This is a genomic window from Pseudomonas sp. PMCC200344, from assembly GCF_030053095.1.
Taxonomy (GTDB): Bacteria; Pseudomonadota; Gammaproteobacteria; order Pseudomonadales; family Pseudomonadaceae; genus Aquipseudomonas; species Aquipseudomonas svalbardensis.
The window spans coordinates 1,503,801-1,520,943 of sequence record NZ_CP125618.1; the positions used below are offsets into that span (position 1 = coordinate 1,503,801).

The window sequence follows — 17,143 nt, forward strand, 5'->3', positions numbered from 1 at the left end:
TTACAGCTGCCTTCCGATGACGTTCAGTGTTTTCAGGACAACCGCCACGCCTTTGCGCGTGTCCGGCTCGTTCAGCAGTTTGAACAAGGCATAGGCTCCCGGCGGCTCGGGGGCGGCGGCGACCTCGGCCTTGGCCAGGCGCACGGCGTTACTGACAGTCCAGGTGGCCGCCGTAGCGTTTTCGAACAGCCGCGCCAGTTTTTCCACCATCGCTGCGTCCAGCAGGTCGGTCATGTCCGAGACCAGCGATAGCACATCGACAATGTTGTCCAGCCGACCGCCGTCGATCAGCGGTTGAATTTTCGCCATCAAGGCGGCGAGTCCCGGCGTCGCTGGCATGCCGGCAGCGCTGGTCGCCAGCGTTTCATCTGATAGGTTCGTCACGGTTTACTCCTCCCTGAGCAGATCAAAGCATTCCACGGGCAACCGCCCAGTACAGACCACGATTGAAGCCATTTCTCAGCAGGCCGCCGAGCTTGGTCGGCGGTGTCGGCAGGACGTCATGGGCGTAGTCGTACCACAGCGGCATACCGGCGTTGAGACCCATCTGCGCCACGGCCTGAACCCGTCCGTCGTAGACGCTGTTGGGCGCACCGAGGCGAATCTCGGCGGCGATGTTGTTGGCGATGACGGGTGCCTGGTTATGGCAGGCACCACCGGCCTTGCTCACCGGCAGATCGACGGTGTCGCCAATCACGTAGACGTGTTCCAGGCCATAGACCTGCAGGGTCTCGTGATGGGTCGGCAACCAACCTTCGTTGTTGGGCGCTTGAGACGCTCCGGACTCCAGCACGGCATCGACGGCGCGGATCGGCGGTGTCGCCATCAGGATGTCGAAGGGTTGCTCTTCGCCTTCTTCGGAGTAGGCGATTTTTCGTTCGGGGTCGACACGGCTGAGGGTGAAACCGCGTTGGAAGCGGATGTTCTTCTGCTCGAAAATTCCGGGCAGGATTTCCCCGGTGGGGCGTTGCAGAAACAGGCAGTTACGCAGCAACTGAGCCGTGGTCGGGTAGGTGTAGACGATTTCCACCTGGTCCCGCACGCCCCGACGACGCAGGAAGTCGTCGAGCATCAACGTCGTTTCTACCGGTGCAATGCCGCATTGGTGCGGCACGTTGGGTGTCTGCGGGAAAGACACCGTGATGAAGATCCGGCCTTTTTTGATCGTGCTCAGCCGTTCTGCCAACTGCCGGGCGGGCTGATATTGGTAGAAGTGGTCGCCGGCTTCTTTCAAGCCCTCAATGCGCTCCGGCGCGGGCACGCAACCGGTGGCAATGACCAGAAAGTCATAGCCATAACGCTTGCCGCTACGGGTTTTCAGGCATTGCCCGGGGAAATCGAAACGCGTGACTTCTTCGACGTAAAAGCTGATTTCCGGGCGCAACAGTGAACGTTCCGGGCGCTTGAGTTCTTCTTCAAAGAACTGATTGAACGCCACGTACATGAACGCAGGTTTGTAGTAGTGATCGGGGGAATTGGACAGTAGTGCAATCGAGACTTCGCCGCGCAGGATTTCTGGATACAGCTTGCTGGCCAGTTGATTGGCCAACATGGTTCCACCTACGCCGCCACCGACGATAACTATTCGCTTGCTCATACCTGACCTCCGTGGTCATGGCAGCTTCGCGTACAGCATCCGGAGATAACGGAAGAAAAAAGGGACTCCTACATCGCAATGGAGAATTAAACACGCTTCTTGACTGTATCTGTGAACACACAAAGCGCCAGTTTGTACCGACCGGCGGTGAGAGGCATCCGACCGTTTTCATCCTGCGGTCGCTGCCTGAGCTCCGCTATGGCAAGCGTTATAGCAAGCTGATCGGATAGCTGACGATCAACCGGTTCTCATCGAACTCGTTGTTGCTGAAGTCACGGCGAATGGTCGAGTTGCGCCATTTGACGTTGAGGTCTTTGAGCGCGCCGCTCTGCACGGTGTAACCCAATTCGCTTTCGCGGCCCCATTCCTTGCCGTCGGTGACGGTGCCGGTGTGGACGTTGTCGCCGCTGATGTAGCGGTTCATCAGGGTCAGGCCGGGAATGCCGAGGGCGACGAAGTTGTAGTCATGACGTACCTGCCAGGATTTTTCTTTGGCATTGTCATAGCTTGGCATTCCACAAACCAATCTGGGTGCGCTTCTCGTTAAAGGCGTATTCACCGCCCTGGAAGTTGAAACGGTCGGAGGTAAACGCCGGTTTGCCGATCATCGACATGTCGCTCATGCTGCTGTCGTCGCGCGGGCTGTTGGCGCGGAACTGGCCGCCGTAGAACGTCAGGCCGTTGATTTCCTTCGAGGTGATCTGACCACCACGGAACGTCTGCGGCAGGGAGCGACCGTCGTCCGAATGCAGGATCGGCAGCACCGGCATCCATTCGCCCACCTTCACTTCGGTCTGCGACAGCTTGGCCTTGAACGCCACGTTGGTGCGACCGAAGTTGTCCGCCGGGCGACCGTCGTGATCCAGCGGCAACAACTGCGTACCGCCCGTGCCTTTACCGCCGTCGAGTTTCACCGAGTACATCCCCAGCACATCCATGCCGAACCCGACGGTGCCCTGGGTGAACCCGGACTTAGCGTCGAGGATGAAGCTTTGCGTCCACTCTTCTGCCTTGCCTTGGGTTTTGGTCGGGTTGGTGAAATTGCGATTGATGTAGAAGTTGCGCAGGTTCAGGTTGACCTTGGCACCTTCGACAAAGCCTGACTCCTCGGCCATGGCGGGCAGAGCCGTACTGACCAGTGCAACGGCGATGAGGCTGGGGAACCAGTATTGAGTATTGGAAGGTGTCATGTGTTCGGGTCTCTCTAATTTTTAGGGGTGAAACGGGGCGCTGCCGCAACCTGGGGTTGCAGACGAAAATTTGAATTCGGGATAAAAACGAACGGGATCGGCCGGACAGGGCAGGGCGCGGGGGCATGGTGTCGAACCTGTTGTTATTGGTCTTGTGCGACGAATGGTGCGGGGGATGGGCGGGGTGATTCAATTGGGGAAAGCGGGTTTTGGGCGATTATCGAACGCCAAAATCAAAAGATCGCAGCCTCCGGCAGCTCACATTGGACGCGATTCCTGGAGCTGCCGGAGGCTGCGATCTTTTGATCTTGAGCAACAAAAAGCCCACCAAAAGGTGGGCTTCGTGTTCATAGCGCTATCAGAACAACTTCATCTTCGGCGCTTCTTCTTTCAACGGCTCGTTCTTCGCGGTCTGCTCGTTCCAGCCACCGCCCAGTGCCTTGTACAGATTGACGGCACTGACCAGTTGCGCCAGGCGGTCGGTGATCAGTACCTGTTCAGCACTGAACAGCTGGCGCTGGGCATCGAGGAAGGTCAGGTTGCTGTCGACACCAATGCGGTAACGACGCTCGGCCAGACGGTAGTAGTCCTGGTTCGCGGTGACGAAATCACGCTGGGCCTGCAACTGATCTGTGTAGGTCTGGCGGGCGGCCAGGCCATCGGCGACTTCCTGGAAGGCCGTCTGAATGGACTTCTCGTAGTTCGCCACGCCGATGTCTTTCTGGATTTTTGAATAGTCCAGGCTGGCGCGCAGGCTGCCGGCGTTGAAGATCGGCAGGTTGATCTGTGGCTGGAACAGCCAGGTGCCCGAACCGCCCTTGAACAGACCGGACAGGTCCGGGCTCAGGGACCCGGCGTTGGCCGTCAGGCTGATGCTCGGGAAGAACGCAGCCCGTGCCGCGCCGATGTTGGCATTGGCGGCTTTCAGGTTGTATTCGGCCTGGAGGATGTCCGGACGACGTTGCAGCAAGTCCGATGGCAGACCGGCCGGCACTTCGCTCAGCAGGTCGTCAGCCAATGGCTTGGCCGCTTGCAGATTGGCCGGGACACCAGTGCCGAGCAGCAACACCAGGCTGTTTTCATCCTGGGCGACTTGACGGGTGTACCTGGCCATTTGCGCACGGGCGTTTTCCACCGAGGTACGCGACTGGGCCAGGTCCAGTGCCGAGGCGACACCCACTTCGTTGCTGCGGGCGGTGAGCTTGTAGCTCTCCTCGAACGCACCCAGGGTGTCCTGGGTCAGTTTCAGCAGCTCCTTGTCGGCCTGCCAGGTCAGATAGGCGTTGGCCACACTGGCCACCAGGCTGATCTGGGTACTGCGTCGTGCTTCTTCAGTGGCGAAGTACTTCTGCAGCGCTTCTTCGCTCAGGCTGCGAACCCGACCGAACAGGTCGAGTTCATAGGCGCTGATGCCAACTGTGGCCGAGTAGGAACTGGTGATGTCCGCTTGGCCGGTCTGCGAGGCCCGAGCCGGGACCCGCTGACGGCTGCCGGTGCCGTTGGCCGATACGGCCGGGAACAGATCGGCACGCTGGATGCGGTATTGAGCCGCAAAGGCGTCGATGTTCAGCGCCGCGACACGCAGGTCACGGTTGTTTTCCAGGGCGACCTGGATCAGCTGTTGCAGCGCCGGGTCATGGAAAAACTGCTTCCAGCCCTGTTCGGCGGCAGCCTGGGCAGGCGCCTGGGCCGGTGAATACGCCGGACCTTGCGGGTACTGGCCCGCCACCGGTGCTTCAGGCTGCTGATAATCGGGAATCAGCGAGCAGCCGCCGAGCACGAAGGCGGCAACAGCCAGGGAGAGTAGCGACTTGCTCATTAGCCAGCCTCTTTAGAAGGTTCAATAGCGTCGTCCTGGTCAGCGATTTTGCGCTGCCCCATGGCCGACACGGTGACGAAGAACAACGGGACCCAGAAGATCGCCAGTACCGTGGCGGTGATCATACCGCCAATGACCACGGTACCGATGGCGTGTTGGCTGCCCGAGCCAGCACCGCTGGAAATGGCCAGGGGCACCACGCCGAGGACGAACGCCAGGGACGTCATGATGATCGGGCGCAACCGCATGCGGCAAGCCTCGATGGCTGCCTCCTGCAAGCTCTTGCCCTGTTCGTGCAGATCTTTGGCGAACTCGACGATCAGAATGGCGTTTTTCGCCGCCAGACCGATGGTGGTCAACAGACCCACCAGGAAGTACACGTCGTTGGACAGACCGCGCAGGCTGGTCGCCATCAGCGCACCGATAATCCCCAGCGGTACCACGAGCACCACCGCAATCGGAATTGACCAGCTTTCATACAAAGCCGCCAGACACAGGAACACCATCAGGATCGACAGCGCGAACAGCGCCGGCGCCTGAGAGCCTGCCAGTCGTTCTTCATACGACAGACCGGTCCAGGAAATACCGACACCGGCCGGCAGCTTTTTCGCCAAGGCCTCGACTTCGGCCATGGCTTCACCGCTGGAGTAACCCGGTGCCGGGGTGCCAAGAATTTCCATCGCTTCTACGCCGTTGTAACGCGACAGTTTCGGTGCACCGTAAATCCATTCACCCTTGGCGAACGCCGAGAACGGGACCATGGTGCCGGCGTTGTTGCGCACGTACCATTTCTTGACGTCTTCAGGGCTCATGCGCGAACCCGGCTGGCCTTGCACGTACACCTTTTTCACCCGACCGCGGTCGATGAAGTCGTTGACGTAGCTACTGCCCAGCGCAATCGACAGGGTGTTGTTGATGTCGGTGAGCGTCACGCCAAGGGCGCTGGCCTTCTCGTCGTCGATTTCCAGTTGGTATTGCGGTTCGTCGTTCAGACCGTTCGGACGGACTTGCGACAGCACCTTGCTCTGCGCCGCCATGCCGAGGAACTGGTTGCGCGCTTCCATCAACTTGTCGTGACCGATACCGGCGCGGTCCTGCAGGAACACGTCGAAACCGGTGGCGTTACCCAGTTCCAGTACCGCCGGTGGGGCGAAGGCAAACACCATGGCGTCCCGGAAGGTGAAGAAGTGCTTCTGGGCACGGGCCGCCAGTTTGAACACGCTGTTGTCGGCGTTACGTTCGCCCCACGGTTTGAGCATGATGAACGCCATACCCGAGCTCTGGCCACGGCCGGCGAAGTTGAAGCCGGTCACGGTAAACACCGAGGCCACCGCATCGCCTTCACCGCCATCCTTGCTCGGACGCAGCAGGAACTCACGCATTTCGTCCACGACCACTTGCGTGCGCTCGGCACTGGAGCCGGCCGGGGTTTGCACCTGGGCGAACAGTACGCCCTGGTCTTCTTCCGGGAGGAACGAGGACGGGATGCGCATGAACAGCCAGATCATGCCGACGACGATGATCACGTAGACCAGCAGGTACGGCACCTTGTTGCGCAAAATATTGCCAACGCCACGTTCGTAACTTTTCACGCTACGGTCGAAGTTGCGGTTGAACCAGCCGAAGAATCCGCGTTTCGGAACGCCGTGCTCGCCTTTCGGAATCGGCTTGAGCATGGTGGCGCAGAGTGCCGGGGTGAAGATCAGCGCGACCAGTACCGACAGGGCCATGGCCGAGACGATGGTGATCGAGAATTGCTTATAGATCACACCGGTAGAACCGCCGAAGAATGCCATCGGCAGCAGTACCGCCGACAGTACGAGCGCAATACCGACCAGAGCACCCTGGATCTGCCCCATGGATTTCTTGGTGGCCTCCTTGGGTGACAGGCCTTCTTCGCTCATGACCCGTTCGACGTTTTCCACCACGACGATGGCGTCGTCCACCAGCAAACCGATGGCCAGCACCATGCCGAACATGGTCAGGGTGTTGATGCTGAAACCGAACGCCGCGAGGATCCCGAAGGTACCCAGCAATACGACGGGCACAGTCATCGTGGTGATGACGGTGGCGCGGAAGTTTTGCAGGAACAGAAACATCACCAGGAACACCAGCACGATCGCTTCGACCAGGGTTTCAACCACGCCCTTGATCGATTCGGTGACCACCGGAGTCGTGTCGTACGGAAACACCACTTCCATCCCTTGCGGGAAGAACGGCTTGAGGGTTTCGATGGTCTTGCGCAGGGCTTTTGCAGTGTCGAGGGCGTTGGCACCGTTGGCCAGTTTCACCGCCAGACCGGAGGCCGGACTGCCGTTGAACTGGGCACTGACCGAGTAGTTTTCACCGCCCAGACCGACATCCGCAACGTCGCCGACACGCACTTGCGAACCGTCCTTGTTGACCTTGAGCAGGATCGCCTTGAACTGCTCGGCAGTCTGCAGGCGGGTCTTGCCGATGATCGTCGCATTCAGCTGTTGGCCTGCCACGGCAGGCAAACCGCCGAGTTGACCGGACGACACCTGAACGTTCTGAGCGGCGATGGCGGTTTTCACGTCCACCGGGGTCAGGTTGTAGTTGTTCAACTTGGCCGGGTCGAGCCAGATCCGCATCGCGTACTGAGCACCGAAGACCTGGAAGTCACCGACACCGGCGGTCCGCGAGACCGGGTCCTGCATGTTCGACACGATGTAGTTGGCCAAGTCGTCCTTGGTCATGCTGCCGTCGCGCGAGACCACGCCGATCACCATCAGGAAGTTCTTCACTGCCTTGGTGACGCGGATCCCCTGTTGCTGCACTTCTTGCGGCAGCAGCGGGGTGGCCAGGTTCAGTTTGTTCTGGACCTGAACCTGCGCGGTATCGGAGTTGGTGCCCTGCTCGAAGGTCGCGGTAATGGTCATGCTGCCGTCGGAGTTACTTTCCGAGGAGACATAACGCAGGTTATCGATACCGTTGAGCTGTTGCTCGATCACCTGCACCACGGTGTCCTGCACGGTTTGTGCGGACGCGCCCGGGTAGGTCACCTGGATCGCAATGGCCGGAGGCGCAATACTTGGGTATTGGTTGATCGGGAGTTTGAGGATCGATAGTGCCCCGACCAGCATGATCACCAGGGCAATTACCCAGGCAAAAATCGGACGGTCGATAAAAAATCTGGACATGATTTACTCCCCTTTGCCGCTGGAAGCCTTGTTAGCTGCCTGTGCGGGGGCCGGGTTCTTTGCGCCAACGTTAGTCGCTTCACTGGCTTTTACTTCAACGCCAGGTTTGACGTATTGCAGCCCTTCGGTGATCAGTCGATCGCCGGCCTTCAGACCGTCTTCGATCAGCCACTGGCTGCCGACAGTGCGGCTGGCCTTGAGCTGACGCAGTTCGACCTTGTTGTCTGGACCGACGACCAGCGCGGTCGGGGTGCCTTTGAGATCACGGGTCACGCCTTGTTGCGGCGCGAGGATCGCCGCGCTGTTCACACCAGCCTGCAATTGGGCGTGTACAAACATGCCTGGCAGCAGGGTGTGGTCAGGGTTGGGGAATACCGCACGCAAGGTCACGGAACCGGTGGTCTGGTCCACCGAGACTTCCGAGAACTCGAGCTTGCCTTCCTGTTTGTACTGGCTGCCGTCTTCGAGGGTCAGCTTGACCTTGGCCGCGTTGTCGCCAGATTTTTGCAAACGACCGCTTTCCAGTTCACGGCGTAATTCCAGCAGCTCTACCGAAGACTGGGTGACGTCGACGTAGATCGGGTCCAGTTGCTGAATCACCGCCATCGCGTCGACCTGGCCGCTGGTAACCAGCGCGCCTTCGGTCACGGTCGAGCGGCCGATGCGGCCGGAGAGTGGCGCGTAAACCTTGGTGTAACGCACATTGATCTGGGCGCTCTGCAGGGATGCTTCCGATTGCAACCGGTTGGCCAGGGCCGTGTCGTATTCCTGACGGCTCACAGCCTGTTCGCTGACCAGTTGCTTGTAGCGATCCGAAATCGATTTGGTCTGCTGCAAGTTCGCTTGGGCGCTTTTCAGGGTGGCTTCATAAACGGCCGGATCGATCTGATACAGCTGCTGGCCGGCCTTGACGTCGCCGCCTTCCTTGAACAGGCGCTTGAGAATGATGCCGTTAACCTGAGGGCGAACTTCGGCGATGCGGTACGCGCTGGTACGGCCCGGAAGCTCGGAGGTCAGGGTGAAAGCTTGAGGTTGCAGAGTAACGACGCCGACCTGAGGGGGTGGTGCGGCAGGTGCCGCCTCTTCCTTTTTGCATCCGCTGAGCAGCGATGCCAAGGCGAGGGCGGTGACCAGAGCGGTAACAGCTGGCTTGAATTGCATGAAAATCCTCGGGTCAGGCGCGCAAGTTGCGCACTCGAAAGGTGGAAAGGTAAAAAATGTGCGCTGAGTGGATAAGTAGCTTGCTAAGCAATATACTTACGTTCATGGTTGTTTGTAAACACCCCGACCGCGTATCCACACCGTTACAAAAGCCGTTCAAAGATCCGAATAGTAGGCCGGGGACGACGCCTAAGAGCGCTTGCCCCACTTTTGTTCAGCGAATAATCAGAAATCGCTGAAGCATCCTGATTGAGGTTGTACTGCCATGGTTCGTCGTACCAAAGAGGAAGCTCAAGAAACCCGTAGCCAGATACTCGAAGCGGCAGAAAAAGCCTTTTTTGAGCGGGGCGTGGCGCGCACGACACTGGCGGATATCGCTACCCTGGCCGGGGTCACGCGCGGGGCCATCTATTGGCATTTCAGCAACAAGGCGGATTTGGTGCAGGCCATGCTTGATACCTTGCAAGAGCCGCTGGATGAAATGGCCAAGGCCAGTGAAAGCGAAGATGAACTCGACCCTCTCGGCTGCATGCGCAAGCTGCTGATTCATTTGTTTCATCAAGTTGCCCTGGACCCGAAAACCCGACGCATCAATGAGATTCTGTTTCATAAGTGCGAATTCACCGATGAAATGTGCGACCTGCGCCAGCAGCGCCGAGAGGTCAGCCTTGATTGCAATGTGCGAATCGCTCTGGCGCTGAGTAATGCGGTCAATCGGGGGCAGTTACCGGAAAACCTCGATACGGCCCGCGCAGCCATCAGCCTGCATGCGTACATCGACGGCATCCTGTATCAGTGGCTGTTGGCGCCCGACAGCTTTGAACTGCACATCGAAGCCGAGCGTTGGGTCGATACCGGGCTGGACATGCTGCGCTTCAGCCCAAGCCTGCGCAAATGAAACAAAGTGTGTAATTGGATCCGTTTGTGTCAAGACTTGAAGCGGGGAATATCCCTGCTTCGCTCGCCTTTCTGTAATGGGGTGCTTTTATATACGTACGTTCGCCGGGTTGATAGGTAGCGAGCTACGTATTTTGTAGGGATTTTGTGTCGAGTGTGTGAATGAGTGTGAACGACCCGGGCTACAAGGGCGTCGAGCAGCCGATCAAGGGCATAGCGCTGATCTGTCTGGCGGTTTTGTTGTTCGCCAGCCACGACACGTTGTCCAAGTACCTGTCCGGTTTCTACCCGATCGTGATGGTGGTTTGGGCGCGCTACGTGGTGCACACCTTGTTGATGCTGGTGATGTTCGTGCCGCGCAGTGGTTTTTCGGCGGTGGTGCGCACCAAGCGTCCCGGACTGCAGTTATTACGCGCCCTGTGTTTGATCGGCACCAGCTTGTTTTTCACCACCGGTCTGCGTTACATCCCCTTGGCTGAGGCCACGGCCGTCACCTTTCTTGCACCGTTATTAGTGACCGCATTGTCTGTACCGTTGCTGCATGAGCGGGTAACACGCAATCAGTGGCTGGCGGTACTGGGTGGATTTGTCGGCGTGTTGATCGTCGTGCGGCCCGGCGGTGCTCTGTTCACCCCGGCGATCTTGTTGCCTCTGTGCTCGGCCTTGTGTTTTGGCTTCTATCAATTGCTCACCCGCCTGCTCAGCGGTATCGACAGCCCGACCACCAGCAACTTTCTGACCGGCATTCTCAACAGCCTGATCATGAGTGCGCTGTTGCCGTTTTTCTGGAGTACGCCGACGTTGCTGCACGGCCTGTTCATGATTGGCCTGGGTACTTGCGGCATGCTCGGCCACATGTTGCTGACCCAGGCCTTCCGCCATGCGGCACCGGCGATGCTGGCCCCCTTCAGTTACGGACAGATCCTGTTTGCCGGGATGTACGGGTATTTGATCTTTGACCATACCCCGGACAGCTTCGGCGTGATCGGGATTGCGGTGGTTTGCCTCAGCGGTCTTGCGGTGGCCTGGAGACAGCGCAAGCGCTGACAAGATCGCAGCCTTCGATAGCGCCTACATTATTCGAATGGCTTACACCCTGTGCTGCCGAAAGCAGCGATCCTTTGATCTTCCATATGCAAAAGCCCCGGCTCTTTCGAGTCGGGGCTTTTGCGTTTCAAGGGGGGACGCTTACAACACCGGGTAGTCGATGTAGCCAACCGCGCCCTTGGAATAAAACAGCTCAGGACGTGGCTCGTTCAGCGGCGCATCGGCCTTCAAACGTGCCGGCAGGTCCGGGTTGGCAATGAACGGCACGCCGAAGGCCACCGCATCGGCCTTGCCGCTGGCGAGCCAGGCGTTGGCGCTGTCTTTGGTGAAGCGTTCGTTGACGATGTACGGGCCGCCGAACGCTTCTTTCAATTGTGGACCCAGGCTGTCGCCTTCTTCTTTCTCGCGGGAGCAGATGAACGCGATGCCACGTTTGCCTAGTTCGCGAGCGACGTAAGTGAAGGTCTCGGACAGGTTGTCGTCGCCCATGTCATGGAGATCGGCACGGGGTGACAGGTGCACACCTACACGGCCCGCGCCCCAGACTTCGATCGCGGCATCGGTCACTTCCAACAACAGGCGCGCACGATTTTCCACGGAACCGCCGTAGTTGTCGGTGCGCTGGTTGGTGCTGCTTTGCAGGAACTGGTCGAGCAGGTAACCGTTGGCGCCGTGGATTTCCACACCGTCAAAACCGGCCGCCTTGGCGTTCTCGGCACCGACGCGGTAGGCGTCGACGATGTCGGCGATTTCAGCGGTTTCCAGGGCGCGTGGGGTTGGGAAGTCGGCCAGTGGGCGAACCAGGCTGACATGACCTTTTGGCTGAATGGCGCTTGGTGCGACCGGCGCTTCACCGCCCAGGTACGACCCGTGGGAAATACGGCCGACGTGCCACAGTTGCAGGAAAATCTTGCCGCCCGCGCCGTGAATAGCCTTGGTCACGTTGGCCCAGCCACGCACTTGATCGTTGGACCAGATACCCGGGGTGTCCGGGTAGCCGACGCCCATCGGCGTGACCGACGTGGCCTCGCTGAGGATCAGGCCGGCCGAGGCGCGTTGTACGTAGTACTCGGCCATCAGCGCGTTTGGTACGCGGCCTTCGTCGGCGCGGCAGCGGGTCAGCGGCGCCATGATGATGCGGTTGGCCAACTCAAGGTCGCCCAGTTTGATCGGATCGAAAATAGTCGTCATGAAATAGCTCGCTTGTAGAGATCAGTGGGTAGCAGGGGCCAGTTCGGGATTGCCGCTCTGACGGAAAGTAATCAGGGTCACCAGCAGGGCGAGTACCGCCAGTGCTGCTGCCGCGAGAGGAACGCTGGTCAAGCCGAAACCGTGGGCGATGACGCTGCCACCGACCCAGGCACCCAGTGCGTTGCCGATGTTGAAAGCGCCGATGTTCAGGGTCGACACCAGGTTCGGTGCGGCCTTGCCGTAGGTCACGACGTTCACTTGCAGGGCCGGCACGGCGGCAAAGCACGCGGTGGCCCAGAGGAACAGGGTGATTTCGGTAGGAATCAGCGCAACGCTGGTCCAAGTCAGTACGGTCGAGATCACGGCCATCGAGATAAAGACGCCGATCAACGTTGCGGCCATGCCTTTGTCAGCCAGCTTGCCGCCGATGATGTTGCCCACCGTCAGGCCCAGCCCGATGAGCATCAGGGTCCAGGTCACGCCTTTGGGCGAGACGCCAGTGACATCGCCGAGCAGCGGGGCGACGTAGGTGAACAGGGTGAAGACCGAAGCAGCGAACAACGCGGTCATGCTCAACGACAGCCAGATCCCGGCGCCTTTGAGGGCGCGCAGTTCGGCGCGCATGTCGAGTTTCTCTTCATCACGCTTGGCCGGAAGGAAGCGGATCAGGCCGATCAACGCGATCACACCCATCACGGTCACCGCCCAGAAGGTCGAACGCCAGCCGGCTTGCTGACCGAGCGCGGTGCCCAGCGGAACGCCGAGCACGTTGGCCAGGGTCAGGCCGGTGAACATCAGGGCCACGGCCGAAGCGCGTTTGTTCGCAGGCACCAGACCTGCCGCCACCACCGAGCCGATGCCGAAGAACGCACCGTGGCAGAGGGCGGTCACCACACGGGCAAACATCAGCACGTTGTAGTCGGTAGCCATTGCGCAGAGCAGGTTGCCAATGATGAAGATGCCCATCAACGCTACCAGTGCGGCCTTGCGCGGCAATCGAGAGGTCGCCAGTGCCATGAATGGCGCACCGATGGCCACGCCCAGGGCGTAACCGGTCACCAGCCAGCCGGCGCCGGGGATCGATACACCGAGGTCCGCTGCCACATCGGGCAACAAGCCCATGATGACGAACTCGGTGGTGCCGATGGCGAAGGCGCTCAAGGCCAGAATGAGTAGCGAGAGGGGCATTGTTTAATTCCTAGTCGGAGCGCTGAGCTCCTTGACGATGGCATCGAGGAACGCCTGAATCACGTCCTCGTTGCGTTTGAAAAAGTGCCATTGACCGGCTTTCTGGCTGCTGATCAGTCCCGCACGTTGCAAGTTCGCCAAATGGGCGGACACGGTCGACTGCGACAGGCCGCAGCGTTGATCGATCTGTCCGGCGCAAATGCCGTACTCGTGGTTGTGGATCTGTTCCGGGAACTGGGCTTTGGGATCTTTCAGCCAGATGAGGATGTCTCGGCGTACTGGGTGTGCCAGGGCTTTTATTATTTCGTCGAGGTCGATGGTCATGGTTTGGGCTCGTGATGAGTAAAACGCTATATCGCGATGAGGCGAACTTTAAATCGGTACTTCGCGATATACCAATATGATTTTGGTCTGGCGACCGAGTAATTCGGTATATCGAGTTATAACGATATGTGGGGCGTAGTGCTAAGCTGCGCGGCATGAACTATCTCGCACATCTGCACCTCGGTGGCCAGCGCCCCGGTCAATTGCTCGGCAGTCTGTATGGCGATTTCGTCAAAGGGCGGCTGCAAGGGCAGTTCGATCCGGAGATCGAAGCGGCCATCCAGCTGCATCGCAGCATCGATGTCTTTACCGACCGCCATCCGTTGGTGGACGTCTCGTTGTCACGGTTTTCCATCACCCGCCGGCGTTACGCCGGGATTGTGCTCGACGTGTTTTTCGACCATTGCCTGGCGCGTGACTGGACGCTGTACGCCGACCAGCCACTGGAGCAATTCACTTCGGGCGTGTACCGGGTGCTGTCCGCCGAGGCGCAATTGCCGGAACGTCTGGCGCAGATCGCGCCGCACATGGTGGCCAATGACTGGTTGGGTTCTTATCGGGAGTTCGCGGTGCTTGAGCAGGTGCTGCGGGGGATTTCGCGGCGGTTGACGCGGCCGGAGGAACTGGCCGCAGCGATGCAGGAGTTGCGGGTGTTGTATGAGCCGTTGAGTGATGACTTCCGGTTGTTCTATCCGCAGCTTCAGCAGTTTGCCCAAAACTATCCAACGACATAAACCTATTGTGGGAGCGAGCCTGCTCGCGAAAGCGGCTTAACATTCAACGAAGATGCTGAATGGCATACCGCTTTCGCGAGCAGGCTCGCTCCCACAGGGGATTTTTGTTCCTTCAGTAGATAGGTGTCAGGCCGCAATGGCGGGTCGCATTGGGACTTGCTGTGTTTCCGGAATCGCCCCAAACAACGCCTTCTGCACCGCCTGCTGCGCCTCAAACGCCAGTGCCGCACGCTCGCGGCCTTCACACGCGATCGGCTTGAGCAAATGAATCTCCACCTCCCCCCGATCATTGGCAAACAAGCGCATCAAGTGCGAGAGCAAATCATCATCGCCAATGAACGGCGCCAGTGAATCGAGCTTTCCGTCGCGCAGATAACGAATCGCCACCGGCTGCAACTTCACGTCGGAGTCGATCGCCGCAGACAGCAATCGACCGTGGAAAGTGCGCAGCGAGCGGCCATCGGTGGTGGTGCCTTCCGGGAACATCAGCAGCGGATGTTCCTGCTCCAGATGACGGGTCATCTGTTTGCGGATCAACTGGCTGTCGCCTGACCCGCGACGAATGAACAAACTGCCAGCCTTGGCCGCCAACCAGCCCGCCACCGGCCAGGTGCGCACTTCGGCCTTTGACAGGAACGACAGCGGCGTGAGCATGCCCAGCAGTGGAATGTCGGTCCAGGACACATGGTTGCTGACCCAGAGCATCGGCGCCTTCGGCAATTCACCCTGCACGGTCACGCGAAAGGGCAGGGCATTGCTCAGGCGCGCCATGAAAAATCGCGACCAGCGCTGGCGACGGACCATCGAATGAGCAATCCCCAAACGTTCGAACAACCCAAACACACTGGCCATGCTCAAACCCAGCGCCACCACCACCAACACTCGCGCAATCCGCGCGTACACCCGTAACTGACTCATCACACGGCCGCCTTGAAGTGCTTGGCATAACGCGGGCAGAGTTCGTCGCGCTTGAGCAGAATGAACACGTCGGCGACCTGGAAGTCTTCATCCCAGCACGGCTCGCCACAGATTTTCGCGCCGAGGCGCATGTAGGCCTTGAGCAACGGTGGCATTTCGGCGATGACGTTGGACGGAATAGCGAGGCTCGGCAGCGGTTTTTTCGGTTCTGCCCGCAGGTGTTCTGTGCACAGGTAGCGTTCGCGCAGGCGCTGCATGATCGCGTGGGCCTGGATGCCGCCGTCCTGCATCGGGATGCTCGCGCAACCCATCAAATAGCTGTAGCCGCCCTGGTTCAGCACTTCGGCCAGTTCGCCCCAGAGTACGGCGATGGTCCCGCCGTTGCGGTAGGCCGGGTCGACGCAAGTGCGGCCGATTTCCAGGATCGGGCCTTTCAGATGGACCAGGCCATGCAGGCTGAATTCTTCTTCGCTGTAGAACTTGCCCAGGCTGCTGGCGGCCGTGTGGTCGAGCAAACGGGTGGTCGCCACCAGACGCCCGGTGTTCAAGTCACGCACGCCGATGTGGGCGCAGTGAACATCATAGTCATCCATGTCCAGACCCAGCTCCGCGCCTTTCAGCTTGGCGTTGAATTCGCCGCTGAACACGTTGAAGCGCAGGGCCTGGGCTTCCTGCAAGGCCTCGGCGCCCACCAGGCGTTCGGCTTGCAGGCGGCGTTCATTGCCGGTGTCGCTGATGCGGGCGATCTGAGTCATTGCGAATCTCCATACGGGCCGGTCACCCGTCTTGGGTTGCAGCCGATCGACTTTCTTTATGCAGCCGTGTTGTGCAAAGTCAGGCTATGTAGCCCCGGTGTCATCGCCATGAAGCTTTGGTGATGCTTATATGACAGCCTTTGAGGAGCCTCTTATGCCCTGGCAAAACCTGCTGCGCCGCCGCGATCGTCTGCCCGCCAACCCGGACCTGGGCGAGGGGTTCGCGACCTTGTTGCACCAGTTGGGCAACGTCACGCCGTTCGAACTGGCGGTGGCCGGCGGGCGTTTCTGGTGGGCTATCAAGCGGCGTTGCGCATGCTTTGGCCGAGCGCGCCGCTGAGCCTTGGCGCCTTGTGCGCGACCGAACAGCGCAGCTTGCGGGTGGCGGATATGCAGACTCGTCTGCACGATTTGCGTCTGAGCGGGCGCAAGGATTTTGTCACCGCAGGCGATGCCGCCGATTGGCTGCTGATTGCGGCCCGCAGTGAAGCTCCCGACGAAAAACCGCGCCTGAGTCTGGCGGTGGTTTATCCCGATGAACCGGGCGTGCGTCTGGAGAAACTGCCGGCGATCCCGTTGATGCCAGACATCAGCCATGGTCGGCTGTTTCTCGATAACGCTCAGTGCGAGCTGTTGGCGGGGGATGGCTGGGATGCTTACATCAAACCGTTTCGCACCCTTGAAGACATTTACGTTCTGAGCGCCATGACCGCCTGGCTGTACGGCATCGGTCAGGACAGCGACTGGCCGCAAGCCTTGCAACTGCGTTTGCTGGCGCTGCTGGCCGGGTGTGCGGAAGTCAGCCGGCAGGCGCCGAATAATCCGTCCGGGCATGTGTTACTCGGTGGCTTGTTTGCGCAGTTCGATGGGCTCAAGGCTGAGGTGGCTCAGGCACTGGCCGATGGTCCGCAGCAATGGGCGGCGATGTGGCAGCGCGATCAGGGCGTGATGGGTTTGGCGGCGGGTGCGCGGGGGAAGCGGTTGGCAAAGGCACTCGCGGGATCTTCGCAGGGTTGACCGGCCCCTTCGCGAGCAAGCCCGCTCCCACAGGGGAATGCATTTCAAATGTGGGCGTGAGCCTGCTCGCGAAGGCGTCCTCAAGAACAATGCAAACTCAAAAACTGTCATCAAGCTCGACTAGGCTCAGCAGGTTCATCCTTC

At 59.7% G+C, this 17,143-nt stretch carries 13 protein-coding genes and 2 pseudogenes; 4 read left to right on the forward strand and 11 right to left on the reverse strand.

From position 1 onward, the window contains the following. From QFW87_RS06770 to emhA, 6 genes and pseudogenes are all read right to left on the reverse strand, one after another. Positions 1–384, reverse strand: coding sequence for a DUF1641 domain-containing protein (locus QFW87_RS06770; protein WP_283183308.1), 384 nt, complete (start codon positions 382–384; stop codon positions 1–3). Positions 385–406: 22 nt separating this feature from the next. Continuing rightward, entirely contained in the window at positions 407–1,597 is a 1,191-nt protein-coding gene (locus QFW87_RS06775; RefSeq protein WP_283183309.1) for an FAD/NAD(P)-binding oxidoreductase, read from the reverse strand. Positions 1,598–1,805: 208 nt separating this feature from the next. Beyond that, positions 1,806–2,787 (reverse strand): annotated as a pseudogene (locus tag QFW87_RS06780) (OprD family outer membrane porin). A gap of 358 nt (positions 2,788–3,145) precedes the next feature. Continuing rightward, complete coding sequence (gene emhC / locus QFW87_RS06785) at positions 3,146–4,606, reverse strand: efflux RND transporter outer membrane subunit EmhC (protein ID WP_283190112.1); 1,461 nt, start codon at positions 4,604–4,606, stop codon at positions 3,146–3,148. Further along, positions 4,606–7,767 (reverse strand): efflux RND transporter permease subunit EmhB, encoded by a 3,162-nt coding sequence (emhB, locus tag QFW87_RS06790; RefSeq protein WP_283190113.1) that lies wholly within the window; start codon positions 7,765–7,767, stop codon positions 4,606–4,608. The genes emhC and emhB overlap by 1 nt, the downstream gene beginning before the upstream one ends. A gap of 3 nt (positions 7,768–7,770) precedes the next feature. Next, positions 7,771–8,928, reverse strand: a complete 1,158-nt coding sequence (gene emhA, locus QFW87_RS06795) for an efflux RND transporter periplasmic adaptor subunit EmhA (RefSeq protein WP_283183312.1) — start codon at positions 8,926–8,928, stop codon at positions 7,771–7,773. A gap of 265 nt (positions 8,929–9,193) precedes the next feature. Between emhA and emhR the strand changes: the two genes are divergently transcribed. Continuing rightward, on the forward strand, positions 9,194–9,826 hold the full coding sequence (gene emhR, locus QFW87_RS06800) for an efflux system transcriptional repressor EmhR (RefSeq protein ID WP_283190114.1): 633 nt from the start codon (positions 9,194–9,196) through the stop codon (positions 9,824–9,826). 161 nt (positions 9,827–9,987) lie between these two features. Beyond that, positions 9,988–10,872, forward strand: a complete 885-nt coding sequence (locus QFW87_RS06805; RefSeq protein ID WP_283190115.1) for a DMT family transporter — start codon at positions 9,988–9,990, stop codon at positions 10,870–10,872. Positions 10,873–11,013: 141 nt separating this feature from the next. On the opposite strand, the gene QFW87_RS06810 is transcribed toward QFW87_RS06805, so the two are convergent. The 3 genes from QFW87_RS06810 to QFW87_RS06820 are packed head-to-tail and all read right to left on the reverse strand — an operon-like array spanning position 11,014 to position 13,575. Then, a complete protein-coding gene (locus QFW87_RS06810; RefSeq protein WP_283183315.1) occupies positions 11,014–12,063 on the reverse strand; it encodes an alkene reductase in 1,050 nt (349 codons plus the stop codon). 21 nt (positions 12,064–12,084) lie between these two features. Further along, the gene (locus tag QFW87_RS06815) at positions 12,085–13,251 is read right to left on the reverse strand and encodes an MFS transporter (protein ID WP_283190116.1); all 1,167 of its coding nucleotides are present in this window, start codon (positions 13,249–13,251) and stop codon (positions 12,085–12,087) included. Positions 13,252–13,254: 3 nt separating this feature from the next. Continuing rightward, positions 13,255–13,575, reverse strand: coding sequence for a helix-turn-helix transcriptional regulator (locus tag QFW87_RS06820; protein WP_129441841.1), 321 nt, complete (start codon positions 13,573–13,575; stop codon positions 13,255–13,257). Between the two features lie 155 nt (positions 13,576–13,730). Between QFW87_RS06820 and QFW87_RS06825 the strand changes: the two genes are divergently transcribed. Beyond that, a complete protein-coding gene (locus QFW87_RS06825) occupies positions 13,731–14,309 on the forward strand; it encodes an ACP phosphodiesterase (RefSeq protein ID WP_283183317.1) in 579 nt (192 codons plus the stop codon). 126 nt (positions 14,310–14,435) lie between these two features. Here the strand turns inward: QFW87_RS06825 and QFW87_RS06830 are convergent, their stop codons facing one another. Further along, entirely contained in the window at positions 14,436–15,227 is a 792-nt protein-coding gene (locus QFW87_RS06830) for a lysophospholipid acyltransferase family protein (RefSeq protein WP_283183318.1), read from the reverse strand. Continuing rightward, positions 15,227–15,982 (reverse strand): L-ornithine N(alpha)-acyltransferase, encoded by a 756-nt coding sequence (gene olsB, locus QFW87_RS06835; RefSeq protein ID WP_283183319.1) that lies wholly within the window; start codon positions 15,980–15,982, stop codon positions 15,227–15,229. Before olsB ends, QFW87_RS06830 begins: the two co-directional genes overlap by 1 nt. A gap of 154 nt (positions 15,983–16,136) precedes the next feature. Here olsB and QFW87_RS06840 point away from each other — a divergent pair. Beyond that, a pseudogene (locus QFW87_RS06840) lies at positions 16,137–16,999 on the forward strand (acyl-CoA dehydrogenase family protein). Positions 17,000–17,143 lie beyond the last annotated feature (144 nt).